The 20,238-nt window shown below is 69.9% G+C and carries 15 protein-coding genes and 1 tRNA gene; 6 read left to right on the top strand and 10 right to left on the bottom strand.

The window, feature by feature from the left end; all coding sequences use genetic code 11:
• Positions 1 to 13 precede the first annotated feature (13 nt).
• Positions 14 to 478 carry a MarR family winged helix-turn-helix transcriptional regulator gene (locus H9640_RS08610; protein ID WP_307824083.1) on the bottom strand — a complete coding sequence of 155 codons (465 nt, stop codon included), beginning with the start codon at positions 476 to 478 and terminating at the stop codon, positions 14 to 16.
• Between the two features lie 155 nt (positions 479 to 633).
• Between H9640_RS08610 and H9640_RS08605 the strand changes: the two genes are divergently transcribed.
• Positions 634 to 2,547, top strand: a complete 1,914-nt coding sequence (locus H9640_RS08605) for an ABC transporter ATP-binding protein (protein ID WP_191790321.1) — start codon at positions 634 to 636, stop codon at positions 2,545 to 2,547.
• Between the two features lie 13 nt (positions 2,548 to 2,560).
• Here the strand turns inward: H9640_RS08605 and H9640_RS08600 are convergent, their stop codons facing one another.
• The 3 genes from H9640_RS08600 to H9640_RS08590 all read right to left on the bottom strand — a co-directional run bounded on the left by H9640_RS08600 (position 2,561) and on the right by H9640_RS08590 (position 6,114).
• Complete coding sequence (locus H9640_RS08600) at positions 2,561 to 3,154, bottom strand: NUDIX domain-containing protein (protein ID WP_191790320.1); 594 nt, start codon at positions 3,152 to 3,154, stop codon at positions 2,561 to 2,563.
• Between the two features lie 143 nt (positions 3,155 to 3,297).
• Positions 3,298 to 4,770 carry a 30S ribosomal protein S1 gene (rpsA, locus tag H9640_RS08595; RefSeq protein WP_191790319.1) on the bottom strand — a complete coding sequence of 491 codons (1,473 nt, stop codon included), beginning with the start codon at positions 4,768 to 4,770 and terminating at the stop codon, positions 3,298 to 3,300.
• Between the two features lie 318 nt (positions 4,771 to 5,088).
• On the bottom strand, positions 5,089 to 6,114 hold the full coding sequence (locus H9640_RS08590; protein WP_191790318.1) for a 6-phosphofructokinase: 1,026 nt from the start codon (positions 6,112 to 6,114) through the stop codon (positions 5,089 to 5,091).
• Between the two features lie 131 nt (positions 6,115 to 6,245).
• On the opposite strand from H9640_RS08590, the gene H9640_RS08585 reads away from it, so the two are divergent.
• Positions 6,246 to 7,055 carry a class I SAM-dependent methyltransferase gene (locus H9640_RS08585; RefSeq protein ID WP_191790317.1) on the top strand — a complete coding sequence of 270 codons (810 nt, stop codon included), beginning with the start codon at positions 6,246 to 6,248 and terminating at the stop codon, positions 7,053 to 7,055.
• Between the two features lie 132 nt (positions 7,056 to 7,187).
• Positions 7,188 to 7,403 carry a helix-turn-helix domain-containing protein gene (locus tag H9640_RS08580; protein WP_225226919.1) on the top strand — a complete coding sequence of 72 codons (216 nt, stop codon included), beginning with the start codon at positions 7,188 to 7,190 and terminating at the stop codon, positions 7,401 to 7,403.
• A gap of 72 nt (positions 7,404 to 7,475) precedes the next feature.
• On the opposite strand, the gene polA is transcribed toward H9640_RS08580, so the two are convergent.
• Entirely contained in the window at positions 7,476 to 10,208 is a 2,733-nt protein-coding gene (gene polA / locus H9640_RS08575; RefSeq protein WP_191790315.1) for a DNA polymerase I, read from the bottom strand.
• Between polA and H9640_RS08570 the strand changes: the two genes are divergently transcribed.
• Positions 10,174 to 10,620: a hotdog fold thioesterase gene (locus H9640_RS08570; RefSeq protein WP_191790314.1), complete on the top strand. Its 447-nt coding sequence runs from the start codon at positions 10,174 to 10,176 to the stop codon at positions 10,618 to 10,620. The genes polA and H9640_RS08570 overlap by 35 nt on opposite strands.
• 71 nt (positions 10,621 to 10,691) lie before the next feature.
• On the opposite strand, the gene H9640_RS08565 is transcribed toward H9640_RS08570, so the two are convergent.
• Both H9640_RS08565 and H9640_RS08560 read right to left on the bottom strand, forming a co-directional pair.
• Entirely contained in the window at positions 10,692 to 11,360 is a 669-nt protein-coding gene (locus H9640_RS08565; RefSeq protein WP_191790313.1) for a GNAT family N-acetyltransferase, read from the bottom strand.
• A 219-nt stretch (positions 11,361 to 11,579) separates the two neighbouring features.
• A complete protein-coding gene (locus H9640_RS08560; RefSeq protein WP_191790312.1) occupies positions 11,580 to 12,278 on the bottom strand; it encodes an ANTAR domain-containing response regulator in 699 nt (232 codons plus the stop codon).
• Positions 12,279 to 12,398: 120 nt separating this feature from the next.
• On the opposite strand from H9640_RS08560, the gene H9640_RS08555 reads away from it, so the two are divergent.
• Together H9640_RS08555 and H9640_RS08550 are read left to right on the top strand one after the other, a co-directional pair.
• Positions 12,399 to 12,472: transfer RNA gene (locus tag H9640_RS08555), tRNA-Leu, on the top strand.
• Positions 12,473 to 12,764: 292 nt separating this feature from the next.
• A complete protein-coding gene (locus tag H9640_RS08550) occupies positions 12,765 to 13,463 on the top strand; it encodes a PAS and ANTAR domain-containing protein (protein ID WP_191790311.1) in 699 nt (232 codons plus the stop codon).
• Between the two features lie 205 nt (positions 13,464 to 13,668).
• On the opposite strand, the gene H9640_RS08545 is transcribed toward H9640_RS08550, so the two are convergent.
• The 3 genes from H9640_RS08545 to H9640_RS08535 all read right to left on the bottom strand — a co-directional run bounded on the left by H9640_RS08545 (position 13,669) and on the right by H9640_RS08535 (position 19,728).
• Positions 13,669 to 16,659, bottom strand: coding sequence for a glycoside hydrolase family 3 C-terminal domain-containing protein (locus H9640_RS08545; protein WP_191790310.1), 2,991 nt, complete (start codon positions 16,657 to 16,659; stop codon positions 13,669 to 13,671).
• 157 nt (positions 16,660 to 16,816) lie between these two features.
• Positions 16,817 to 17,230, bottom strand: coding sequence for a hypothetical protein (locus H9640_RS08540; protein WP_191790309.1), 414 nt, complete (start codon positions 17,228 to 17,230; stop codon positions 16,817 to 16,819).
• Positions 17,231 to 17,358: 128 nt separating this feature from the next.
• Positions 17,359 to 19,728 carry a glycoside hydrolase family 3 N-terminal domain-containing protein gene (locus tag H9640_RS08535; protein ID WP_225226918.1) on the bottom strand — a complete coding sequence of 790 codons (2,370 nt, stop codon included), beginning with the start codon at positions 19,726 to 19,728 and terminating at the stop codon, positions 17,359 to 17,361.
• Positions 19,729 to 20,238: the final 510 nt, after the last annotated feature.

Genomic DNA, 20,238 nt, shown 5'->3' with positions numbered 1-20,238 from the left:
TCCATCCTGCCAGTCATGCCCCGTGCGCACGCCCTGGGGAGGCTCCGGCCTCCCCCGCCACGACGCGCAGCAGCCGCAGGAGCTCGTGCCGGTCGTCGGCGTCGAGGCGCGAGAGCAGGGTGCCCGCACTCGTCTCGCGCTCGGCGGCGACCGCCGCGAGGGTCTCCCGTCCCTCGTCGGTCAGCTCGACGAGCGTCGCGCGGCGGTCGGTGGGGTCGGGCAGCCGGCGCACGAGCCCGGCGGCCTCGGCGTCGTCGACCTTGGTCGTCACGGACCGGGGGGCGACGTCCAGGATGCCGGCGAGCGCGCCGGGGCGCTGTGGCCCCCCGCAGCGGTCGAGCACCCGGAGCATGCGGTACTGCCCGGGCGTGGTCCGGGCACGCTCGAGGCGCTCCCCCGCCTCTCTGCGGACGGCGCGCATCGCGGCGTGCAGGAGGGTGAGGAACTCGGCGTTCTCGGCGTCGAAGTCTGTCGTCACAGGCACGAGACTAGTCGCCCGACGGCCTCTTGTGAACCAACTCATGGTGAGGTAGGCTCACTAACGGCGTCGAGGCCCCTCCTCCGCCGCCCCTCCCCCTCCGACCCCCTGGAGGCCTCGTGTCCTTCCCCTCGTCCTTCGGTGGCGGCTCCGGCATGCGCACCTTCCGTCAGGACTCGTCCGTGGCCAAGCAGCGGCTGCACCGCGGCACGGTCCGGCGCATCCTCGGCTTCGCGCGCCCCTACAAGGCGCAGCTCGGGGTGTTCCTCGTGCTCATCGCCCTCAACGCCGCGGCCGGCGCCGTGACCCCGCTGCTGTTCAAGTCGCTCATCGACAACGGCATCACGGCCGGTCGCGTCGACGTCGTCGTCGAGATCTCGCTCGTCGTCGCCGGGATCGCACTCGCGTCCGGCCTGCTGAGCATCGGGGAGCGCTGGTTCTCCGCCCGGGTCGGCGAAGGCCTCATCTTCGACCTGCGCACCGCAGTGTTCGACCACGTGCAACGCATGCCGCTCGCCTTCTTCAGCCGGACCCGCACGGGAGCCCTCGTCCAGCGTCTCAACGGCGACGTCCTCGGAGCCCAGCAGGCGTTCACGTCGACGCTGTCCAACGTCTTCTCGAACCTGCTCACGGTCGTGTTCGTGCTCGCCGCGATGCTCTCGATGTCGTGGGAGCTGACCCTCATCGCACTCGCTCTGCTCCCCGTGTTCGTGCTGCCCGCCCGCTGGGTCGGCCGCAAGCTCGCCGGCATCACGCGCGAGAGCTACGCCCTCAACGCGGACGCCGCGCAGATGATGAACGAGCGCTTCAACGTCGCGGGCGCGCACCTCGTCAAGATCTTCGGGCGCCCCGAGCAGGAGTCGGCGACGTACGCCGACCAGGCCGGGCGGGTGCGCGACATCGGCGTGACCTCGGCCATGTACGCGACCGTGTTCCGCGTCGCCCTCACGACCGTTGCCTCGGTCGCCGTCGCGATCGTCTACGGGCTCGGAGGCGTCATGGCCATCCGGGGCACGCTCACCGTGGGGGTCGTCGTGGCCCTCACGGCCTACCTCGCCCGCCTCTACGGACCGCTCACCGCGCTGTCCAACGTCCAGGTGGACGTCATGACCGCGCTCGTGAGCTTCGAGCGCGTGCTCGAGGTCCTCGACCTCGAGCCGTCCGTCACCGACGCCCCGGACGCGCGCGACCTGTCCGACGACGTCTCCCACCACGGCGCGAGCCTCGCCCTCGAGCACGTCACCTTCCGCTACCCCGGCGCCGCCGACGTCTCGCTCGCCTCGCTCGAGGCCGTCGCGACAGTGAGCTCCGACCCGACGAGCGACACCCTCACCGACGTCACGTTCGAGGTCCCCGCTGGCGCGATGGTCGCGATCGTCGGCCCCTCGGGAGCGGGCAAGACCACGATCTCCCAGCTCGTCACGCGCATGTACGACCCCACCAGCGGCGCCGTGCGCATCGCCGGGCGCGACCTGCGGGAGGTCACCCAGCGCTCGCTCCAGGACACCGTGGGCGTCGTCTCCCAGGAGGCTCACCTCTTCCACGACACGATCGCAGGCAACCTGCGCTACGCCAGGCCGGACGCCACCGACGCCGAGCTGTGGACCGCGCTGCGCCAGGCGCACGTCGCGGATCTCGTCGAGTCCCTGCCCGCCGGGCTCGAGACAGTGGTCGGCGACCGCGGCTACCGGCTCTCGGGCGGCGAACGTCAACGGCTCGCGATCGCGCGCCTCTTCCTCAAGGCGCCGGCCCTCGTCGTGCTCGACGAGGCGACCGCCCACCTCGACTCCGAGTCCGAGGCGGCCGTCCAGCTCGCGCTCGACGCGGCGCTCGACGGGCGGACGTCCCTCGTCATCGCGCACCGTCTGTCCACCATCCGTCAGGCCGACATGATCGTCGTGCTCGACCAGGGCCGCGTCGTGGCGACCGGTACCCACACCGACCTCCTCGTCAGCGGCGGGCTCTACGCCGAGCTCTACCGGACGCAGTTCGCGACGCGGGACACCGTGAGCCCGCCGTCCGACGAGACGCTCGGTCCCCAGGACGACGAGGAGAGCATGGCGGTCTGACGGGAGGCCGAGGTCAGGCGAACCGGCCGAGCCACAGCCCTGCGAGGGCGAGGGCCGCAATCGTCTCACCGTCACGGACGGTCCCCCGGGAGATCATGCCGAGCACCTCGTGGAACGGCACGGCCTCGACGCGGGAGATCCCCTCCTCGACCTGACTCGTGGACTGCCCCCGCGCCGCGTCCGTGGCCTCCGACGCGTCACTGGCCGCTCGCCCGGGCAGCGGCCCCGTCAGCCCCCGAGCCACGAACACGTGCTCGGGGGCTTTCGCGAGCCCGTTGAGGGCGTCCATGCCCCCGACCCGCACCCACTCCCGGGCACGGAGCCCCGTCTCCTCGAACAGCTCACGCTGGGCGGCGACCAGCGGCTCCTCCCCGTCGCTCGCGCCGGCGGGCACCTCGATCGAGAGCGCGTCCGTGGCGTAGCGGTGCTGCGTCACGAGGACGACCTCGTCGTCGTCGGTGAGGGCCACCACGAAGACCGCGGGCCAGCGCAGCTCGACGACGCCGTAGATGCCCGGCGCCCCGTCGGGGCGGATCACCCGATCCTCCCGCACCCTCATCCACGGGTTCTCGTACGCGGTGCGGGAGCTCTCGGTGATCCACGGCATCGTCCCAGCCTAGACGGCGATCCTCGCCCGTGGTCCCGCCGAAGGCCTGCGCACGCGCCCCACCCCGGGCACGACGACGGCCCGCCACCCGAAGGTGGCGGGCCTCGTCATGACATCACCCCAGCCCGGAGGCCGGGAGGAGATCAGTTACCGGTGAGCTTCTCGCGCAGAGCGGCAAGAGCCTCGTCCGAGGCCAGCGTGCCGGCAGCCTCTTCCTGGACCGGGGTCGAGGAGTAGGTGGCAGCGGAGCTGGCGGACGACTCGCCCGAGGTCGCAGCCTCGTCGTCGGCCTTGAGAGCCTCGGCGACCTGCTTGCGGTGAGCCTCCCAGCGCTCGTGAGCCTTCGCGTACTGCGACTCCCACGTCTCGCGCTGCGCCTCGAAGCCCTCGAGCCACTCGTTGGTCTCGGGGTCGAAGCCCTCGGGGTACTTGTAGTTCCCCTGCTCGTCGTACTCGGCAGCCATGCCGTACAGCGCGGGGTCGAAGTCGTCCGACTCCGGGTCCACGCCCTCGTTGGCCTGCTTGAGCGACAGCGAGATGCGGCGACGCTCGAGGTCGATGTCGATGACCTTGACGAAGACCTCGTCACCGACGTTGACGACCTGCTCGGGCAGCTCGACGTGGCGGACAGCCAGCTCGGAGATGTGCACGAGGCCCTCGATGCCGTCCTCGACGCGCACGAACGCACCGAACGGGACGAGCTTCGTGACCTTGCCCGGCACGACCTGACCGATGGCGTGCGTCCGGGCGAAGGTCTGCCACGGGTCCTCCTGCGTCGCCTTCAGCGACAGGGAGACACGCTCGCGGTCGAAGTCGACGTCCAGGACCTCGACCGTGACCTCCTGGCCCACCTCGACGACCTCGGAGGGGTGGTCGATGTGCTTCCAGGACAGCTCGGAGACGTGCACCAGACCGTCGACGCCGCCGAGGTCCACGAACGCACCGAAGTTGACGATCGAGGAGACAACACCGGGGCGCACCTGGCCCTTCTGCAGGGTCTGCAGGAAGGTGGAGCGAACCTCGGACTGCGTCTGCTCGAGCCACGCACGACGCGACAGGACGACGTTGTTGCGGTTCTTGTCGAGCTCGATGATCTTCGCCTCGATCTCCTTGCCGACGTACGGCTGGAGGTCGCGGACGCGGCGCATCTCCACCAGCGACGCGGGCAGGAAGCCGCGCAGGCCGATGTCGAGGATGAGGCCGCCCTTGACGACCTCGATGACGGTGCCGGTGACGACGCCGTCCTCTTCCTTGATCTTCTCGATCGTGCCCCAGGCACGCTCGTACTGAGCGCGCTTCTTGGAGAGGATCAGGCGACCTTCCTTGTCCTCCTTCTGGAGGACGAGGGCCTCGACTGCGTCACCGACCTTGACGACGTCCCCGGGGTCCACGTCGTGCTTGATGGACAGCTCGCGGGAGGGGATGACGCCCTCGGTCTTGTAGCCGATGTCGAGGAGAACCTCGTCACGGTCGACCTTGACGATCGTGCCTTCGACGATGTCACCGTCATTGAAGTACTTGATGGTGGCGTCGATGGCGGCAAGGAAGTCCTCTTCGGTGCCGATGTCGTTGATGGCAACCTGAGGTGCGGACTTCGCGGGGGTGGAGATGGTCATTGAGTTCGATGCTCCGATGCGGACAGGAAGTAGTTCGGATAGGGATGCTGCTGTGGTGGTCGCCACCGGTGACCTCCGCTCCGAGCACGGAACGGCCCCGCCACGACGAACACGACGGACGCGTCACGTCTCAGGCAGGAGGTAGGGCGGTAGGCGCACTGCACCGTCAGACATCCTATCGACGGAAAGGCGACGGGGTCAAAGGGAGCCGCGTCTGTGCACGCGCTCTCACCCGTTCGGCGTCGAGCGCGTCGGTCGGCGGCCCGTCGACCGACGCGCGACGGCCCCGAGCGGCCGTCCGCGGTGCGGGAGCGTGCGTCAGGACAGGGCGTGCGCGACCCGCAGCAGCTCGGCGGGCACGTGCTTGACCTTGCCCGCGATCTCGTCGAGCGGGACGAGGACGACGCTCTCCCCGCGCAGCGCGGTCATGACCTTCGACTCCCCGCGCGAGATCGCGTCGACCGCGGCCACGCCGAAACGACTGCCGAGAATGCGGTCCGTGGGGGTGGGCTCCCCGCCACGCTGGACGTGGCCGAGCACGGTCAGGCGCGTGTCGAACCCCGTGCGCTTGGCGATCTCGGCCGACACGCGCTCACCGATCGAGCCCGCGATGATCTCGCCGTACTTGCCGAGCTCCTGCGTGAAGTTCATGCTGCTGCCCTCACGCGGCACGGCACCCTCGGCGACCACGACGATCGAGAAGTTGGCGTGCGCACGGTGACGGTGGCGCAGGAACTTCTCGATGGCGTCCATGTCGAACGGGTCCTCGGGGGCGAGCACGACCTCGGCACCGCCGGCGATGCCGGCGTTGACGGCGATCCAGCCCGCGTGGCGCCCCATGACCTCGACGACCATGACGCGGTTGTGGCTCTCCGCGGTCGTGTGGACCCGGTCGATCGCCTCGGTCGCGATGTTGACGGCCGTGTGGAAGCCGATCGACAGGTCGGTGCCCTCCACGTCGTTGTCGATCGTCTTGGGGATCGCGACGATGTTGACGCCCGCGTCCGCGACCTTGCTGGCGGCGTGCAGCGTGCCGTCGCCACCGATGCAGATCATGGCGTCGAGACGCTCGGCCTCGACCGTCGCGAGGACCGCGTCGATGCCGCCGTCGGAGGCGTGCGGGTGGAAGCGGGCGGTCCCCAGGAGGGTTCCGCCCACGGGCAGCACGTTCCGGATGTCCTGGCGTCCGAGCGGGACGATGTCGCCGTCGACGACCCCCTTCCACCCGTTGCGGAACCCGATGATCGTGTGCCCGTACTCGCCCATCCCCTGCTTGACGACAGCCCTGATGGCCGCGTTCAAACCGGGGCAGTCCCCGCCACCTGTGAGCAGACCGATGCGCAACTCGAACCTCGTCTCGTGATGAGTGATCGTCGGAAGGCGGACCAGCGCCATCGCTCGACCGACCAACCCCCACCCTATCGATCACCAGCGGCGATGCCGCGGAACGACCCTCCTCGCGAGACGATGGATGCATGACGGATGAGACGATCGGGTCGGTCGGGTACCGCGACGTGCCCGCGGAGCAGGGTGGGGCCGCGGGCCGCACGTGGTGGGACGCCAACGCGCAGGAGTACCTCGACGAGCACGGCGACTTCCTCGGCGCGGTCGACTTCTGCTGGTGCCCCGAGGGGCTGCGCGAGTCGGAGGCCCACCTCCTGGGCGACCTCGACGGCCGCCGGGTGCTCGAGGTCGGAGCCGGCGCGGCCCAGTGCTCGCGCTGGCTCGCGTCGCGCGGCGTCGAGGTCGTCGCGACCGACGTGTCGGGCGGGATGCTCGCCACGGGTGCACGGCTCAACGCGTCGACGGGCGTCGCCGTGCCGCTCGTGCAGGCCGACGCACGCCGGCTACCGTTCGCGGACGCGAGCTTCGACGTCGCGTTCACGTCGTTCGGGGCCATCCCCTTCGTGCCCGACGCCGCCGCGATCCACCGCGAGGCCGCTCGCCTCCTGCGTCCCGGCGGGGCGTGGGTGTTCTCGGTGACCCACCCGTTGCGCTGGGCGTTCCCCGACGACCCGAGCGAGCACGGCCTGACGGCGCACCGCTCGTACTTCGACCGCCGACCCTACGTCGAGACCGACACGTCCGGTCGCGTCGCGTACGCCGAGTACCACCGGACGATCGGGGACCACGTGCGTGAGGTCGTGAGCGCAGGGCTCGTGATCGAGGACGTGGTCGAGCCCGAGTGGCCGGCCGACAACCAGGAGGTCTGGGGCGGCTGGGGACCGGTCCGCGGTGCCTACCTCCCGGGGACCGCCATCTTCCGGACGCGCCGGTCGGGCTGACGCGGCGAGGTTCCGCGTCGGCGAGGCGCGCCGGAGCTGTCAACATGGGTTGACGCAATGCCAACCGTCAACCTATGTTGACACAGTGGCCACGGCCACCCGACCGGAGGACACCCGATGAAGGAGCCCGACATGACGATGCTCGTCCGCGCGGCCGACGACGACGACCCGCTGCGCGCCCTCGCGGCGCTGCGCGAGCTGCGGTCCGAGGCCGACCGCCGCGAGGCGCTCGTGGTGCGCCGCGCCCGTTCCCGAGGCGTCTCCTGGGCCGCCATCGCGACGATCCTCGGTGTCAGCCGCCAGGCCGTCCACAAGAAGTACGGCGGGTCCCGGTTCGCCCGGTCGTGAGCCCGCAGCGACGAGGAGGCCTCGGCCGTCGTCGGGCAGCGCTGCAGCCTCCCGACGACGGCCGACCGGACCTCAGTGGCCCGCGTCGTGCCAGGTGCGTCCCGCACCCACCGAGACGTCCAGCGGGACCGAGAGCTCGGCCGCCGCACCCATCTCCCGGCGCAGGAGCTCCTCGACGGTGTCCCGCTCCCCCGGCGCGACCTCGACCACGAGCTCGTCGTGGACCTGCAGGAGCAGGCGCGAGCGCAGGTCCTGCTCGTCGAGCGCGCGCTGGACGCCCAGCATCGCGACCTTGATGATGTCGGCCGCGCTGCCCTGGATGGGGGCGTTGAGCGCCATGCGCTCCGCCATGTCGCGACGCTGGCGGTTGTCGCTCGTGAGGTCGGGCAGGTAGCGACGACGCCCCAGGATGGTCGCGGTGTACCCGGTGACCCGGGCCTCGTCGACGACGCCCGTGAGGTAGTCGCGCACGCCGCCGAAGCGCTTGAAGTAGTCCTCCATGAGGCCCGCTGCCTCTCCGACGGAGATGCCCAGCTGCTGCGAGAGGCCGAACGAGGACAACCCGTACGCCAGGCCGTAGGACATCGCCTTGATCTTGGAGCGCATCGCCGGGGTGACCTGGTCGGTCGGGACGTCGAACACGCGCGAACCCACGTAGCTGTGCAGGTCCTCGCCCGAACGGAACGCCTCGATGAGGCCCTCGTCGCCCGACAGGTGCGCCATGATGCGCATCTCGATCTGGCTGTAGTCCGCGGTCAGCAACGTCTCGTAGCCCTCGCCGACCACGAACGCGCGGCGGATCCGCCGACCCGCCTCGGTGCGAATGGGGATGTTCTGCAGGTTCGGGTCCGTCGAGCTCAGCCGCCCTGTCGCCGCGATCGTCTGCTGGAACGTCGTGTGGATGCGCCCGTCGGGAGCGACGGACTTGAGCAGGCCCTCGACCGTCTGCCGCAGGCGCGTGGCGTCGCGGTGCGCGAGCAGGTGCTCGAGGAACGGGTGCCCCGTCTTGGCGAACAGGTCCGCGAGGGCTGCCGCGTCCGTGGTGTAGCCGGTCTTGATCTTCTTGGTCTTGGGCATGCCCAGCTGGTCGAACAGGACTTCCTGGAGCTGCTTGGGCGAGCCCAGGTTCACCTCGCGGCCGATCACGTCGTAGGCCTCGGACGCGGCGGTCGCGACGAGCTCACCGAAGTGCTTCTCGAGCTCGGTCAGGTACTCGACGTCCGCAGCGATGCCGCGCGACTCCATGCGAGCGAGGACGTCGACCAGCGGAAGCTCGAGATCCCTGAGCAGGTGGTCCGCGCCGCGGTCGCGCAGCTCGCCCACCAGGACCTCCGAGAGGTCGAGGACGCCGACGGCGCGCACGGCGTCCCGCTTGTCCTCGCCCGAGCCGTCGAGCGAGAGGTCGAGCGCCCCCTGGGGCTCGTCGACCTCCTCGACCCGCAGCTCGCGCTTGAGGTGCCGGATCGCGAGGTCCCCCAGGTCGTAGCCGCGCTGGTCGGGGTGGCAGAGGTAGGCCGCGAGCTCGGTGTCGAACACGACACCCTGCAGGTCGAAGCCGCGCGCGGCGAGCTCGTGCCACGTGGCCTTGGCGCCGTGGACCACCTTGGGCGCGTCGGCGTCCGCGAGCCACGCCGCCAGGGCTTGCTCGTCGACGACCGCGACGTCGGCGAGGTCGACCGCGACCGCAGCGGCGCCGTCGTCCGCCACGGCGAGCGACCACGCGTCACCGCCCACGGGGGCGGCCTTGCCCGCCACCACGAGCCCGACCGGGCGCTCCTTGCGCGCGGTGAGCCACGCACCGAGCTCACCCTGCCCGAGCGCGGCGAGCGAGACGTCGAAGCCTTCCTCGACGTCCTCCTCCCCCTCCGGGGCGAGCGCGAACAGGCGCTCGCGCAGTGCCGTGAACTCCAGGGCGTCGAACACGCGGTGCATCGCCTCGCGGTCCCAGGGCTGGGCCAGCAGGTCGTCCGGGCCGAGCGGGAGCTCCATGTCCGTCAGCAGGGCGTTGAGCTGCCGGTTGAGGCGCACCTGGTCGAGGTTGGCCCGCAGGTTCTCCCCCGCCTTGCCCGTGATCTTGTCGGCCGAGGCCAGCACGCCGTCCAGGCCGTCGTACGCGTTGATCCACTTGGCCGCCGTCTTGGGACCCACGCCCGGGATGCCCGGCAGGTTGTCGCTGGTCTCCCCCACGAGTGCGGCGAGGTCCGGGTAGCGCTCGGGCGGGACGCCGTACTTCTCCAGGACCGCGTCCGGGGTCATGCGCGCGAGCGTCGAGACACCGACCTTCGGGTAGAGCACCGTCACGTCCTCGCGGACCAGCTGGAAGGAGTCGCGGTCGCCCGAGCAGATCAGGACCTCCATGCCCACGGCCGCGGCCTGGGTCGCGAGGGTCGCGAAGATGTCGTCCGCCTCGAAGTTCTCCTTCTGCAGGACGGGGATGTTGAGCGTCGCGAGGATGTCCTTGATGAGCGGGACCTGACCCTTGAAGGGCTCCGGGCTCGCGTCGCGCGTGCCCTTGTAGGTCGGCAGGACCTCGGTGCGGAACGAGGCTCGCCCGGCGTCGAACGCGACCGCGACGTGCGTCGGCTTCTCGTCACGCAGCAGGTTCGTCAGCATCGAGACGAACCCGTAGACGGCGTTCGTCGACTGGCCGGTGGTCGTCGAGAACTTCTCGACCGGCAGGGCGAAGTAGGCCCGGTAGGCCATCGAGTGTCCGTCGATCAGCAGGAGGCGAGGTCGCGCAGTGGTGGTCACGAGTGCAAACCTATCCGCTATGACTGACACGCACGGAGCCGAGAGCCCGACCATCTCCCCCGACGACGCAGCGCTCGCGGCGCTGCGTGCGAGCACCGTGGGCACCCTCATCGAGCGCATGGGCATCACCCTCGACGACGTCGCCCCGGACCGCGTGACCGGCAGCATGCCGGTCACCGGCAACACCCAGCCCGCCGGACTGCTGCACGGCGGCGCCTCGGTCGTGCTGGCCGAGACCCTGGGCTCGATCGCGGCGCAGATCCACGCGGGCGAGGGGCGCGCGGCCGTGGGCATCGAGATCAACGCCACACACCACCGTGGCGTGCGCTCGGGCTCGGTGCACGGCGTCGCGACGGCGCTGCACCTGGGACGGACCACCGCGAGCTACGAGATCGTGGTGGTCGACGACGAGGGGCGGCGCGTGTGCACCGCGCGCCTGACCTGCATGGTGCTCGACGGGCGCTGAGGCCCGCCCGACCACCAGGCGCACGAAGGGCCCGGCTCGAAGGATCGAGCCGGGCCCTTCACGTGTCGGGGTCAGCGGGTCGCAGGCTCGCTCACGAGCGGGGCGTCGAGACCCGCGGCGGCCTCGCGACGGTAGTCGTCCTGGAAGGCGCGCAGGTCGACCGGACCCGTCTGACCGTCGGTCCGCGCCTTGCGACGGCGTGCGATGAGGTCCTCGAGACTGCGCGCGCCACGGCGCAGGGTGCCCGAGTCCGCGGCGAGCCGACGCTGGAGCACCGACGTCGAGACGACACGATGCCCGGCGGCGGGTGCGAAACCGAGCCGCGCGAGGAACCGCTGCACGCCCCGGGAGCCCGGGATCGGCACCGAGAAGACGTCGATCGCGCCGTGCTCGGCTGCGAGCTCCGCGGTCGCCGTGAGCAACGCGTGGCCCACCCCGCGTCGCCGCGCGTCCTGCGACACGTAGAGCGCCTCGATGTACAGGCTGGGCTCGTCGTTGAAGAGGTGCGGGTCGAGCACACGGGCGAGGAGGAAGCCGACCGGGACGTCGTCGTGGAACGCCACGAGCGCCGTGCCGCCGGGGACGGACAGCAGCACCCGGAGCTGGCGGACCAGCTTGGACTCGTCCGAGAGGCAGACCTGAGGACCGGCCGCGGACTCGCGACGCGCCTCGGCACAGAGTGCAGCGACACCAGGGAGGTCGTTGCCGACCGCAGGCCTGACCACTACTGCTGCACGCACGTGGAACCTCCTCGTAGGATCCTCCGACCTCGGAGCACCCCGGCGGCAGCAGAGCTGTCTGCCACCGACGAGCGCCCCCGGTCATCGATCGACTGATGCTTCGTGGGAGTCCGGATCGTCGAACTCATCGTCCTGGACACCTGTCCATGACGATAGCCTTCTTGAGCGTCCCGAACAAAGAGGCTGTTCACGACCCGGTTCGCGACGTGCCGCACCGGATCAGGCGCCGCCGACCTGCTCGATGACGGCGTCCGCGACCTCTCGCATCGTCAGACGACGGTCCATGGACGTCTTCTGGATCCAGCGGAACGACTCGGGCTCGGAGAGACCCATCTTGGTCATGAGCAGACCCTTCGCGCGGTCGACGCGCTTACGGGTCTCGAACCGCTCGGCCAGGTCTGCGACCTCGGACTCGAGCGCGCTGATCTGCGAGTAGCGGGAGATCGCGATCTCCACGGCGGGCAGCAGGTCCGCGGGGCTGAACGGCTTGACGACGTACGCCATGGCGCCGGCGTCCCGCGCGCGCTCGACCAGCTCGGTCTGCGAGAACGCCGTCAGCAGCACGACGGGCGCGACGTGCGCCTTGCCGATGCGCTCGGCCGCCGAGATGCCGTCGAGCTCGGGCATCTTGACGTCCATCACGACGACGTCGGGCTTGAGCTCGAGCGCGAGCCTGACCGCGGTCTCGCCGTCCCCCGCCTCGCCGACGACGTCGAAGCCCGCCTCGCGGAGCGTCTCGACGACGTCCATGCGGATCAGCGCCTCGTCCTCGGCGACGACGGCACGGCGGGCAGGGCGACCGCCCGACGGCGCAGCGGGCGCCTCGGCCTCGACGCTCGGTTCGGGCTTGATCAGGGGGGGCAGGTCGAGCGGTGCCGTGGCATCGGGCTGCGCGTTGTCGTCACTCACGTCCCTCATCGTAGTGGGAGAACACCCCGTTCGCCCCGCGCTGTGGGTGTGATTCTCGTTTCGTCCCGGTTCTGTGGTTCGATGGTCCACGCACCGCTGCGGGCTCCTCGAGGTCCCCGGACGGTCAGTGCCCCGGTAGCCCAACCGGCAGAGGCGTTCGGCTCAAACCCGATCCAGTGTGGGTTCGAATCCCACCCGGGGCACCCCCACGATGCAGGTCAGCGCGTTGACGCCTGGCCTGCATCGTCGTTCATGAGGCCGGACAGGGCCCGGTCCACCCACGCTGCGCGCCGGAGCCCCCCGAAGAGGATCCCACGCGCCTGGTCCGCCACGTCGCATCCGGGTCTCCTCCCGATGGCGGCCCTCTCGACCTCCGGTCGATCGAGTATCGACTTTCGCTCGAGGTGGGAGCGCGCACGGTGCGAGAACGTGAAGGGCCGTCACGACGGGGGGCCGACACCGACACGAGCCCCCATGCCGAGGAGTCGCCGCACCATGACCATCACCCCCACCCGTCCGGAGCGCGTCGTGTCCTCGAGGAGCCCGGGCCGTCCCGCGCGGGCTCCCGCCGGCAGGTTCCGGCACGACCTGGTCACCGGGCGCTGGTGGTGGTCGTCCGAGACGTACGTCCTGCACGGCTACGACCTGGACGAGATCACCCCCACGACGGAGATCTTCCTGGCCCTCCGCCATCCCGACGACCGCGCCGACGTCGAGGAGGCGCTCCGGCGCGCGGGCGAGGGCGGGATGCCCCTCTCGAGCGTGCACCGCATCGAGACGGCCCAGGGGCGAGGACGGACCGTGTGCCTCGTGGGACAGGGACGGCGGGACTGCGACACGCACGAGGTCGTCGAGGTCATGGGGTACCTCACCGACCTCACGCGAACCCTCGCTCAGCGGGCCGAGGTGCTCGCAGGCGAGCAGATCCGTGCTGCGGCCGAGCACCGCGCCACGATCGAGCAGGCGAAGGGCATCCTCGCGCTCACGTGCGACGTGAGCACCAGCCGCGCCTTCAGCGTCCTGCGGGCCGCGTCGAACGACCACGACGTGCCCCTGCGCAGGCTGTCGGGGTGGGTCGTCGAGCTGGCCGAACGGCTCCCTGTCGCCGAGGAGCATCGGCGGTCGGTGCACGATCTCCTGGACCGACCGTGCGAGCCGCAGCAGGAGGCGGCCGTGCTCGAACGACCGGCCTGACCGACAGGTCGCCGCACCCCCGCCGTCGGGCGGCGCCCGCCCGCCTCCCCCGACGCCGTCCCCCACGGGGGACGAGGAGACCACGAAGAAGGCCGGGCGGCCGACGGGACGCGCTGGAACACGCACCGTCGGCCGCCCGGCCGCAGGAACCTCGGTCCGTCGTGCGCGTGTCGGGGGACCACCCGCACGACGGACCGAGGCGGTCTCAGGAGTCGGCGCCGACGGCCACCCGCTCCGGCGAGGCAGCCGGAGCCTCGGCCTTGCGGTGCCGCAGCACACGCCGAGTGACCATGAACCCGCCGGCCAGCACCAGGAGACCGATCAGCACGGTCGCACCGATCTGGATGTAGACCCAGGTCGGCGGCGTGTAGGTGACCGTGGCCCCGGGCGCGAGCCCGTTCATGGCGTTCGAGTTGGCGACCGTGAACAGGATGTTGTGGGTCGCCTCACGGATGTCGCTGACCGCCTTGGCCGACGTCGTGTCCACGAAGGACTTCGACGGCTGGAAGGTCAGGGTCAGGTCCGTGCCCGCGCTGATCCCCTGGTTCGGGCTCATGTAGGGGTACAGGTTGAAGTCCGAGATCGCGAAACCCTCGAAGCCCCACTCGGTGCGCAGGACGTTCGTCATGAGCGCCTCGGAGCCGCCCGCCCAGGTCGCGCCGATGCGGTTGAACGAGCTCATGATGCCGCCCGCTCCGATCGTCGTCTCCGAGATCGTGCCGTTCTCGTCGGACACGTACTGCACGTCCATCGTGATGTTCTTGACAGCCATCTCGAACGGCTTGAGGTAGATCTCGCGGATCGTCTGCTCGTCCGCCCAGGTGGCGATGCCGTTGTTGACGCGGTTCGTCTCCTGTTCGTTGAGCGCGAAGTGCTTGAGCGCCGTGTAGACACCCTTGCTCGCGGCACCGTTGGACACCGCGGTCGCCATCGCACCGGAGAGGAACGGGTCCTCCGAGTAGTACTCGAAGTTGCGGCCGCCGAACGGCGAACGGTGAAGGTTCATCGCGGGCGCGTACCAGCCGTTGATGTCCTTGAACATCGCCTCGTTGCCGAGCATCTCGCCCATCGCCCTCCCGAGCTCGACGTCCCACGTCTGCGCGATGAGGAACTCCGACGGGTAGGCCACACCGTTGATCGAGGAGTTGATGAACGAGGAGAACCCCGCGGGGCCGTCGGGCTCGACGGTCTGCGGCTTGGCGATCGAACCGATCGCGGCCGTCTGGTAGGCACCGTTGAGGAGCATGCTGGTCATGTCACCGACCGAGACCGAGTCGAGCAGCTCGTCCCACTTCGGGTCGTCCTTGGGCAGACCACGCATGTCGACGAGAGTGAGGTCCGTCTGCGCACCGGTCGTGGGCGTCTCGCCCTCGAACGCTGCCGCCGCGGCCTCGTCGTCCCAGGGCTGGAAGCCCTCCTGGACCGCCTCGTCCGCGACGAGCATGTCCGCGGTCGGAGCCTTCGGGAACGTCCCGGCGAAGTCCGCGCGGGACATCGAGAGGATCTTGCCCTCGGTCGGCTCGGTGCTGAACGCCGCCGAGACGTCGTCGAACTGGTTGGTCACCGGAGCGAGGTCCGTCGCGCGGTGGTCGTCGCCCGAGTACACGACGTCGGAGGCGACCGTGTAGACGAACGGCTCCGTGCCGGTGGCCACGGTGTGGGAGTCGGTCCGCAGGGTGATGCTGTAGTCGCCCGCCTCGAGGACGTACGCCTGGTTGCCCAGGTGGTCGTACGAGGCCATGTCCTCGACCGCGAGGTCGATCGTCACGGTCTCGCTCGCGCCCGGCTCGATCAGCCCCGTCTTGGTGAACCCACCGAGCACGACCTCGGACTTCTCGATCCCGCCGTCCGTGTAGGGAGCGGTGTAGTAGAGCTCGACGACGTCCTTGCCCGCCGTGGCGCCCGTGTTGGTGACCTCGACGGTCACGGAGATCTTCCCGTCGACCGCACCGGCCTCGGTGCTGACGACGTTCCAGGCGAAGCTCGAGTAGCTCAGGCCGTACCCGAAGGGGTAGACGACCGCGTCGTCGTAGTCGATGAAGCCCTCTGCCGCCGCGGTCTCGTAGTAGCGGTAGCCGAAGTAGATGCCCTCGGCGTAGTTCACGAACGGGGCGTCGGAGGTCAGCGTCGCGTTGGAGGTGGCCTTCTCGATCGCCGGGACCGGGAACGACGCCTCGATGTTGTCGTAGACGAAGCCGCCGAAGTTGGCGAAGGTCGGGTCTGCCGTGAAGTCGGCGGCCCACAGGTCCGAGGTGCGACCCGACGGGTTCACGTCGCCCGCCAGGATGTCGCCGAGCGCGTCGAGGCCCGTCGCGCCGGGCGAGCCGGCGAGCAGGATCGCGTCGACACCGGGGTCGTCCTGGAGGTCGCCCATCTCGATGGTCGTCGAGGCGTTGACCACGACGACGACCGTCTCGAAGCTCTCCTTGGCCAGCGCGATCAGGTCACGCTCGTCCTTGTTGAGCTCGAGCTGGTGCTGTCCGGGCTCGGCGTTCTCGTCCCAGTCGGCCATGTCCTGCGTGAGGTCACCGCCCTCACCGCCCGGACGCCCGACGTAGACGACGGCCGCGTCGGAGTACTGCGAGAACGACGAGGCCTGCGCCTCGTACTCGCTCACCGGCATCTCACCGATGTAGTACGTCGAGATGTCGGGGCGGTCCATCTCGATGTAGCCCCGGGGGTTCTCCGCCGCGAACGCCTCGATCGTGGTGAAGACCTGGTCGTTGACCTCGAACCCGGCGTTCTCGAGGCCGGCGCGTGCCGTCACCGCCGAGTTCGTGTCGACCGACCCCGAGCCAGAACCGCCGAACACGGGGTCCGCTGCCGCGCGACCCAGCATCGTGACGCGCGAGCTCGGCGCCAGCGGCAGCGCTCCAGCATCGTTCTTCGCCAGGACGATCCCGCCGGCCGCGATCTCCTCGACGAGCGTCTTGGCCGCAGCGTCGACCTCGTCGATCGACCCGAAGTCGGACGTGTAGTACTCGGTGTCCCAGTCGGCCGACTCCGCCGCGTTCGTGAACTCGTACGTGCCGGAGCCGAACTGGGACGCGACCCAGCCGCCGGCGACGTTGAGCGCGACGTTCGCGACGACCGTCACGACGGTCACCGTGGCGAGCGTGGGTGCCCAGATCCACAGGTACTTCTTGTTCGACATCGGCTTCTTCTGCCGATCGGCGTTCTTCGCCTTGGCGTTCACTGCATTCCTCCTCGAGTGCGGGCAGCGATCAGATCATGGGTGGGATCGTCGGCTGTGCGCCGCGGACGTGACGCACTGCCAGCGTCTCGTCGTGATTGGTCGACGGCCCGGCCCCGCGGACGTCGTCTGGCCAGGGACCGGGCGGTGCTCCGCAGAGCTACTCCGACACCTCGGAGATCTTCCCGTCCTGGTCGATCTGCCACGTCTGGCCGGTGGCGGCCGAGTCGCCCTCGATCGTGAACTTGCCGTCCTTGATGTCGACCGTGCCCTGCACGCGCGACGCGGCGTCCGAGGCCGTGTAGGGCACGACGAGGAGGCCGTACTTGACGGTCGGGGCCTTGACGTCGCTGGCAAGCATAATCTGGGCCCAGGAGTCGTCCTCGGCCAGGGCGTCCGCCACGGCCGTCTTGGCGTTCTCGAGGTCGTCCTTGATGTCGACGTCGGCTGCCTGCTCCGCGGAGGCGTTCGCGCCCGAGTCGCCGTCGCCGCTGCCGCAGGCGGTGAGGCCGAAGAGCCCCGTCAGCCCCAGCACGACGCCGAGGCCGGTGGTCAGCACCTTGTTCTGCTTCACTTCTGCTCCTTGGTGAGTTCTGGCCGCGAGCACGTCCCGCGGCCTTGCGGGTGCACCGGGGCGTCCACGGGACGCCCCGGTACCCGGGTGGCCGCGGCGCGAGCCGCCGGCCACCCGGTGCGCGGCCGTCAGTCCGTGATCGGCCCCGCGAAGTTCAGGCCGAAGCCGTAGTCGTACGAGCTGCCCGCGGCGTCGACGTAGGGCGTCATGTCCTTGGAGACGTCCTCGAGCTGGGCCTCGACCGTGTCCATGTCCTTCGGGAACTGGATCGGCAGGCGGCCCTTCGGCTCGTAGAGGCCGAGTGCGACCTCGATGAGCGCCTGGTCGCTGGTGCCGAAGCCCACGACGATGGCGTCGGACTTGCCCTCGAACTCGGTCGGGACGACCGGGTTGATCGCCTTGAGGACCGTGATCACCGGGATGTCCTTGCCGGTGGCCTCGACAGCAGCCGTGGCACGCTCGAACGCGTCCAGGTCGGACTCGTTCGCGATCTTCGAGGTGTTGCCGAAGTACGAGCGGTTCTGCTTGGTGCCGTCGGCCAGGATGTCCCCCGAGAGGGAGACCTTGCGGACGTTCTCGCCGTCCGCGGTGTACGGACGGTACTGCAGCGACAGCGGGTACCAGGTGTCGTTCTCCAGGTCGTGACCGATGTTGGAGAAGTTGCCGCCGTTGTCCGGGGAGTCCATGCCCACCAGGACGACGTCGACGTCGGAGAGGTCGGGAGCGGTGTAGCTCGACACGACGCCCTCGGCGTCGGTCACGGCCTCGTCGGTGACGACCTTGCCGAAGTACTTCTCGGCAGTCTCGATGTCGATGCTCGGTGCCTCGGTGTACTCACCGGGACCGAACGCGCTGGGGAAACCTGTGTTGAAGTTGCGCGGGATGTAGACGGTCTTGTCCTTCCAGTCCGCGGCGTCTGTGGCCGAGATGGTCTCGCCGTCGTTCTTGAGCATGACCACCGAGTCGAGCTGGGCCGCGTAGCCCGCCTCGACCTTGTCGTCGCTCGCGAGGACTTCCTTCGACTGCTCGAGGTCGAGGAACGGGTTCTCGTACAGGCCCGGGTTGAAGAACATCGTCAGGATGCGTGCGCCGGACTCCTGGAAGCGGGTCTGCGCGTCCTCCTCGAGCTCGCCGGCCTCGAACTTCTGCTGCCACAGGTCGGCGGCCTCGAGGATGTGGGTCGCGTCGTTGACGCCACCGAACATGTCGTGACCGGTGCCCAGCACCTTGAGGTAGCGCTCGGCCGGGGTGAGGCTCTCGGCGCCCCAGGCCATGCCGAACATCTCGCCCTCGTCGTCGGCGCCGCTCATGACGCCCCAGTCGGTGACCACGACGCCCTCGTAGCCGGCGTCCTTGCGGAGCTGGTCCATGCGGTCCTGGTCGTACGCCGTGCCCATGCGGTCGGTGAACTTCGGCTCACCGTTCGCGTCGAGCGCGATCGAGTACGCGGTCATCACTGCCGCGGAGTCGAGCGAGCCGAGGAAGGCCTGCTGCTGCGCCGCGATGTTGTCGCCCGGGTAGACGCCGTACTTGCCGGCGTCGGTGTGACCCTCGCGGCCACCTTCGCCCGGACCGTCACCGGACCAGTGCTTGATCATCGCGTTGACGGACTCCGGACCCCACTGGTCCGTGCCCTCGCTGCCCTGGTAGCCGTCGACGTACGCCGCAGCCAGCTCGGTGTTCTGGTCGGCGTCCTCGCCGAACGTGCCGCCGACGCGGAGCCAGCGCGGCTCGGTCGCGAGGTCGATCTGCGGCGACAGAGCCGTCGTCAGGCCGAGCGCACGGTACTCCGCCGAGGACATCTCGCCGAAGTTCTTGGTGTGCTCGGTGTTGAACGTCGCGGCGAGACCCAGGTTCGACGGCCAGCGCGAGATGTCCGCGCCCTCGGCGTTGTAGCCGCCGGAGCCTGCGGTCGAGCGCGGGTCGGACGCGAAGTTCACCGGGACGTACGGGGTGCCCTCGGCTGCGAGGGTCTCCGTGTAGGCCTGCATCGCGTTCGCCCACTTGACCGTCGCGTCGGCGTCGCTCGCGCCGGCGTGCAGCACGTTGCGCAGGTTGGAGTCCTTCAGGTACTCCTTCTGAGCGTCGGTGAGCCCGTCCGCCTGGGAGCGCTCGTGCGAGCTGAAGAGCATCAGGCCTGCGATCTGCTCGACCGACATCTCCTGGGCCAGGTCGGCGGCGCGGTCCTGAGCGGTCTCGCGCCAGTCCTCCCACGTGTCGAGCGTCCCGTTGGCGTTCATGTCCTTGAACGCGACCTTCTTGCCGTCGACCTCCTCGGTCAGGAGCTCGATCCCGCTGTCGGCGCCGTAGGAGAGGACCGGGCCGTCGCCGGGGTTCGTCACGACGACGAAGTCGGTCTTGCCGTCCGTGACCTCGCGGGTGGTGAAGGCGTTCCCGCTCTTGGTGTCGTTCTCGTCGGAGGTGCCGCTGGTGCAGCCCGCAACCGCGATCAGGGCGATCGCCGAGAGCGCCGCCGCTCCCTTGGCCCCTCTGGTCATCCTCTGGCCTCGTCGTGCCGTAGCCGTAGTCTTCATCGACATCCCATTTCGTCGCGCTTGCGGGTGTACACGTGTGTGTCTCCTTCGACTCTTCAAGTGCTGCCGCGCCCTAGATGCCCCCTCGTGGCAACATCGGTCGTGCGGACCTGGTCGACATCGGAGTCGGTCCCTGTCCGGACGACGCTGCGCTGCGCATGGCACACGCGGTGTCCCATCAGCGGAGCCCAGCGGACTCATCACAGCGCGGTTCCCGACGGCCCCCGGACCGTTCTGCACAACCTGTCGATTTCAGTGCACAACCTGTCGCCGGAGCGGGCTCCTTCGCCCGATGGCGGTGCTGTCGGCGCGCAGGGCGCGCAGGGTGAAGGGCCCGGCACCGTGGTGGTGTCGGGCCCTTGGTGGGGAGAGTCAGTTGAAGCCGATGACGCGTTGTGCGGCTTTGTAGGCCAGGACGGACAGGTGGCGTCCGGGTCTGCCGGGCAGGTTGGAGATCTGGTGCAGGGTGGTGCG

This window comes from Oerskovia gallyi, from assembly GCF_014836745.1.
In the GTDB taxonomy this organism is placed as follows: Bacteria; Actinomycetota; Actinomycetes; order Actinomycetales; family Cellulomonadaceae; genus Oerskovia; species Oerskovia paurometabola.
The sequence above is the reverse complement of the archived record's forward strand: the minus strand, read 5'-3'. Positions and strand labels throughout refer to the sequence as shown.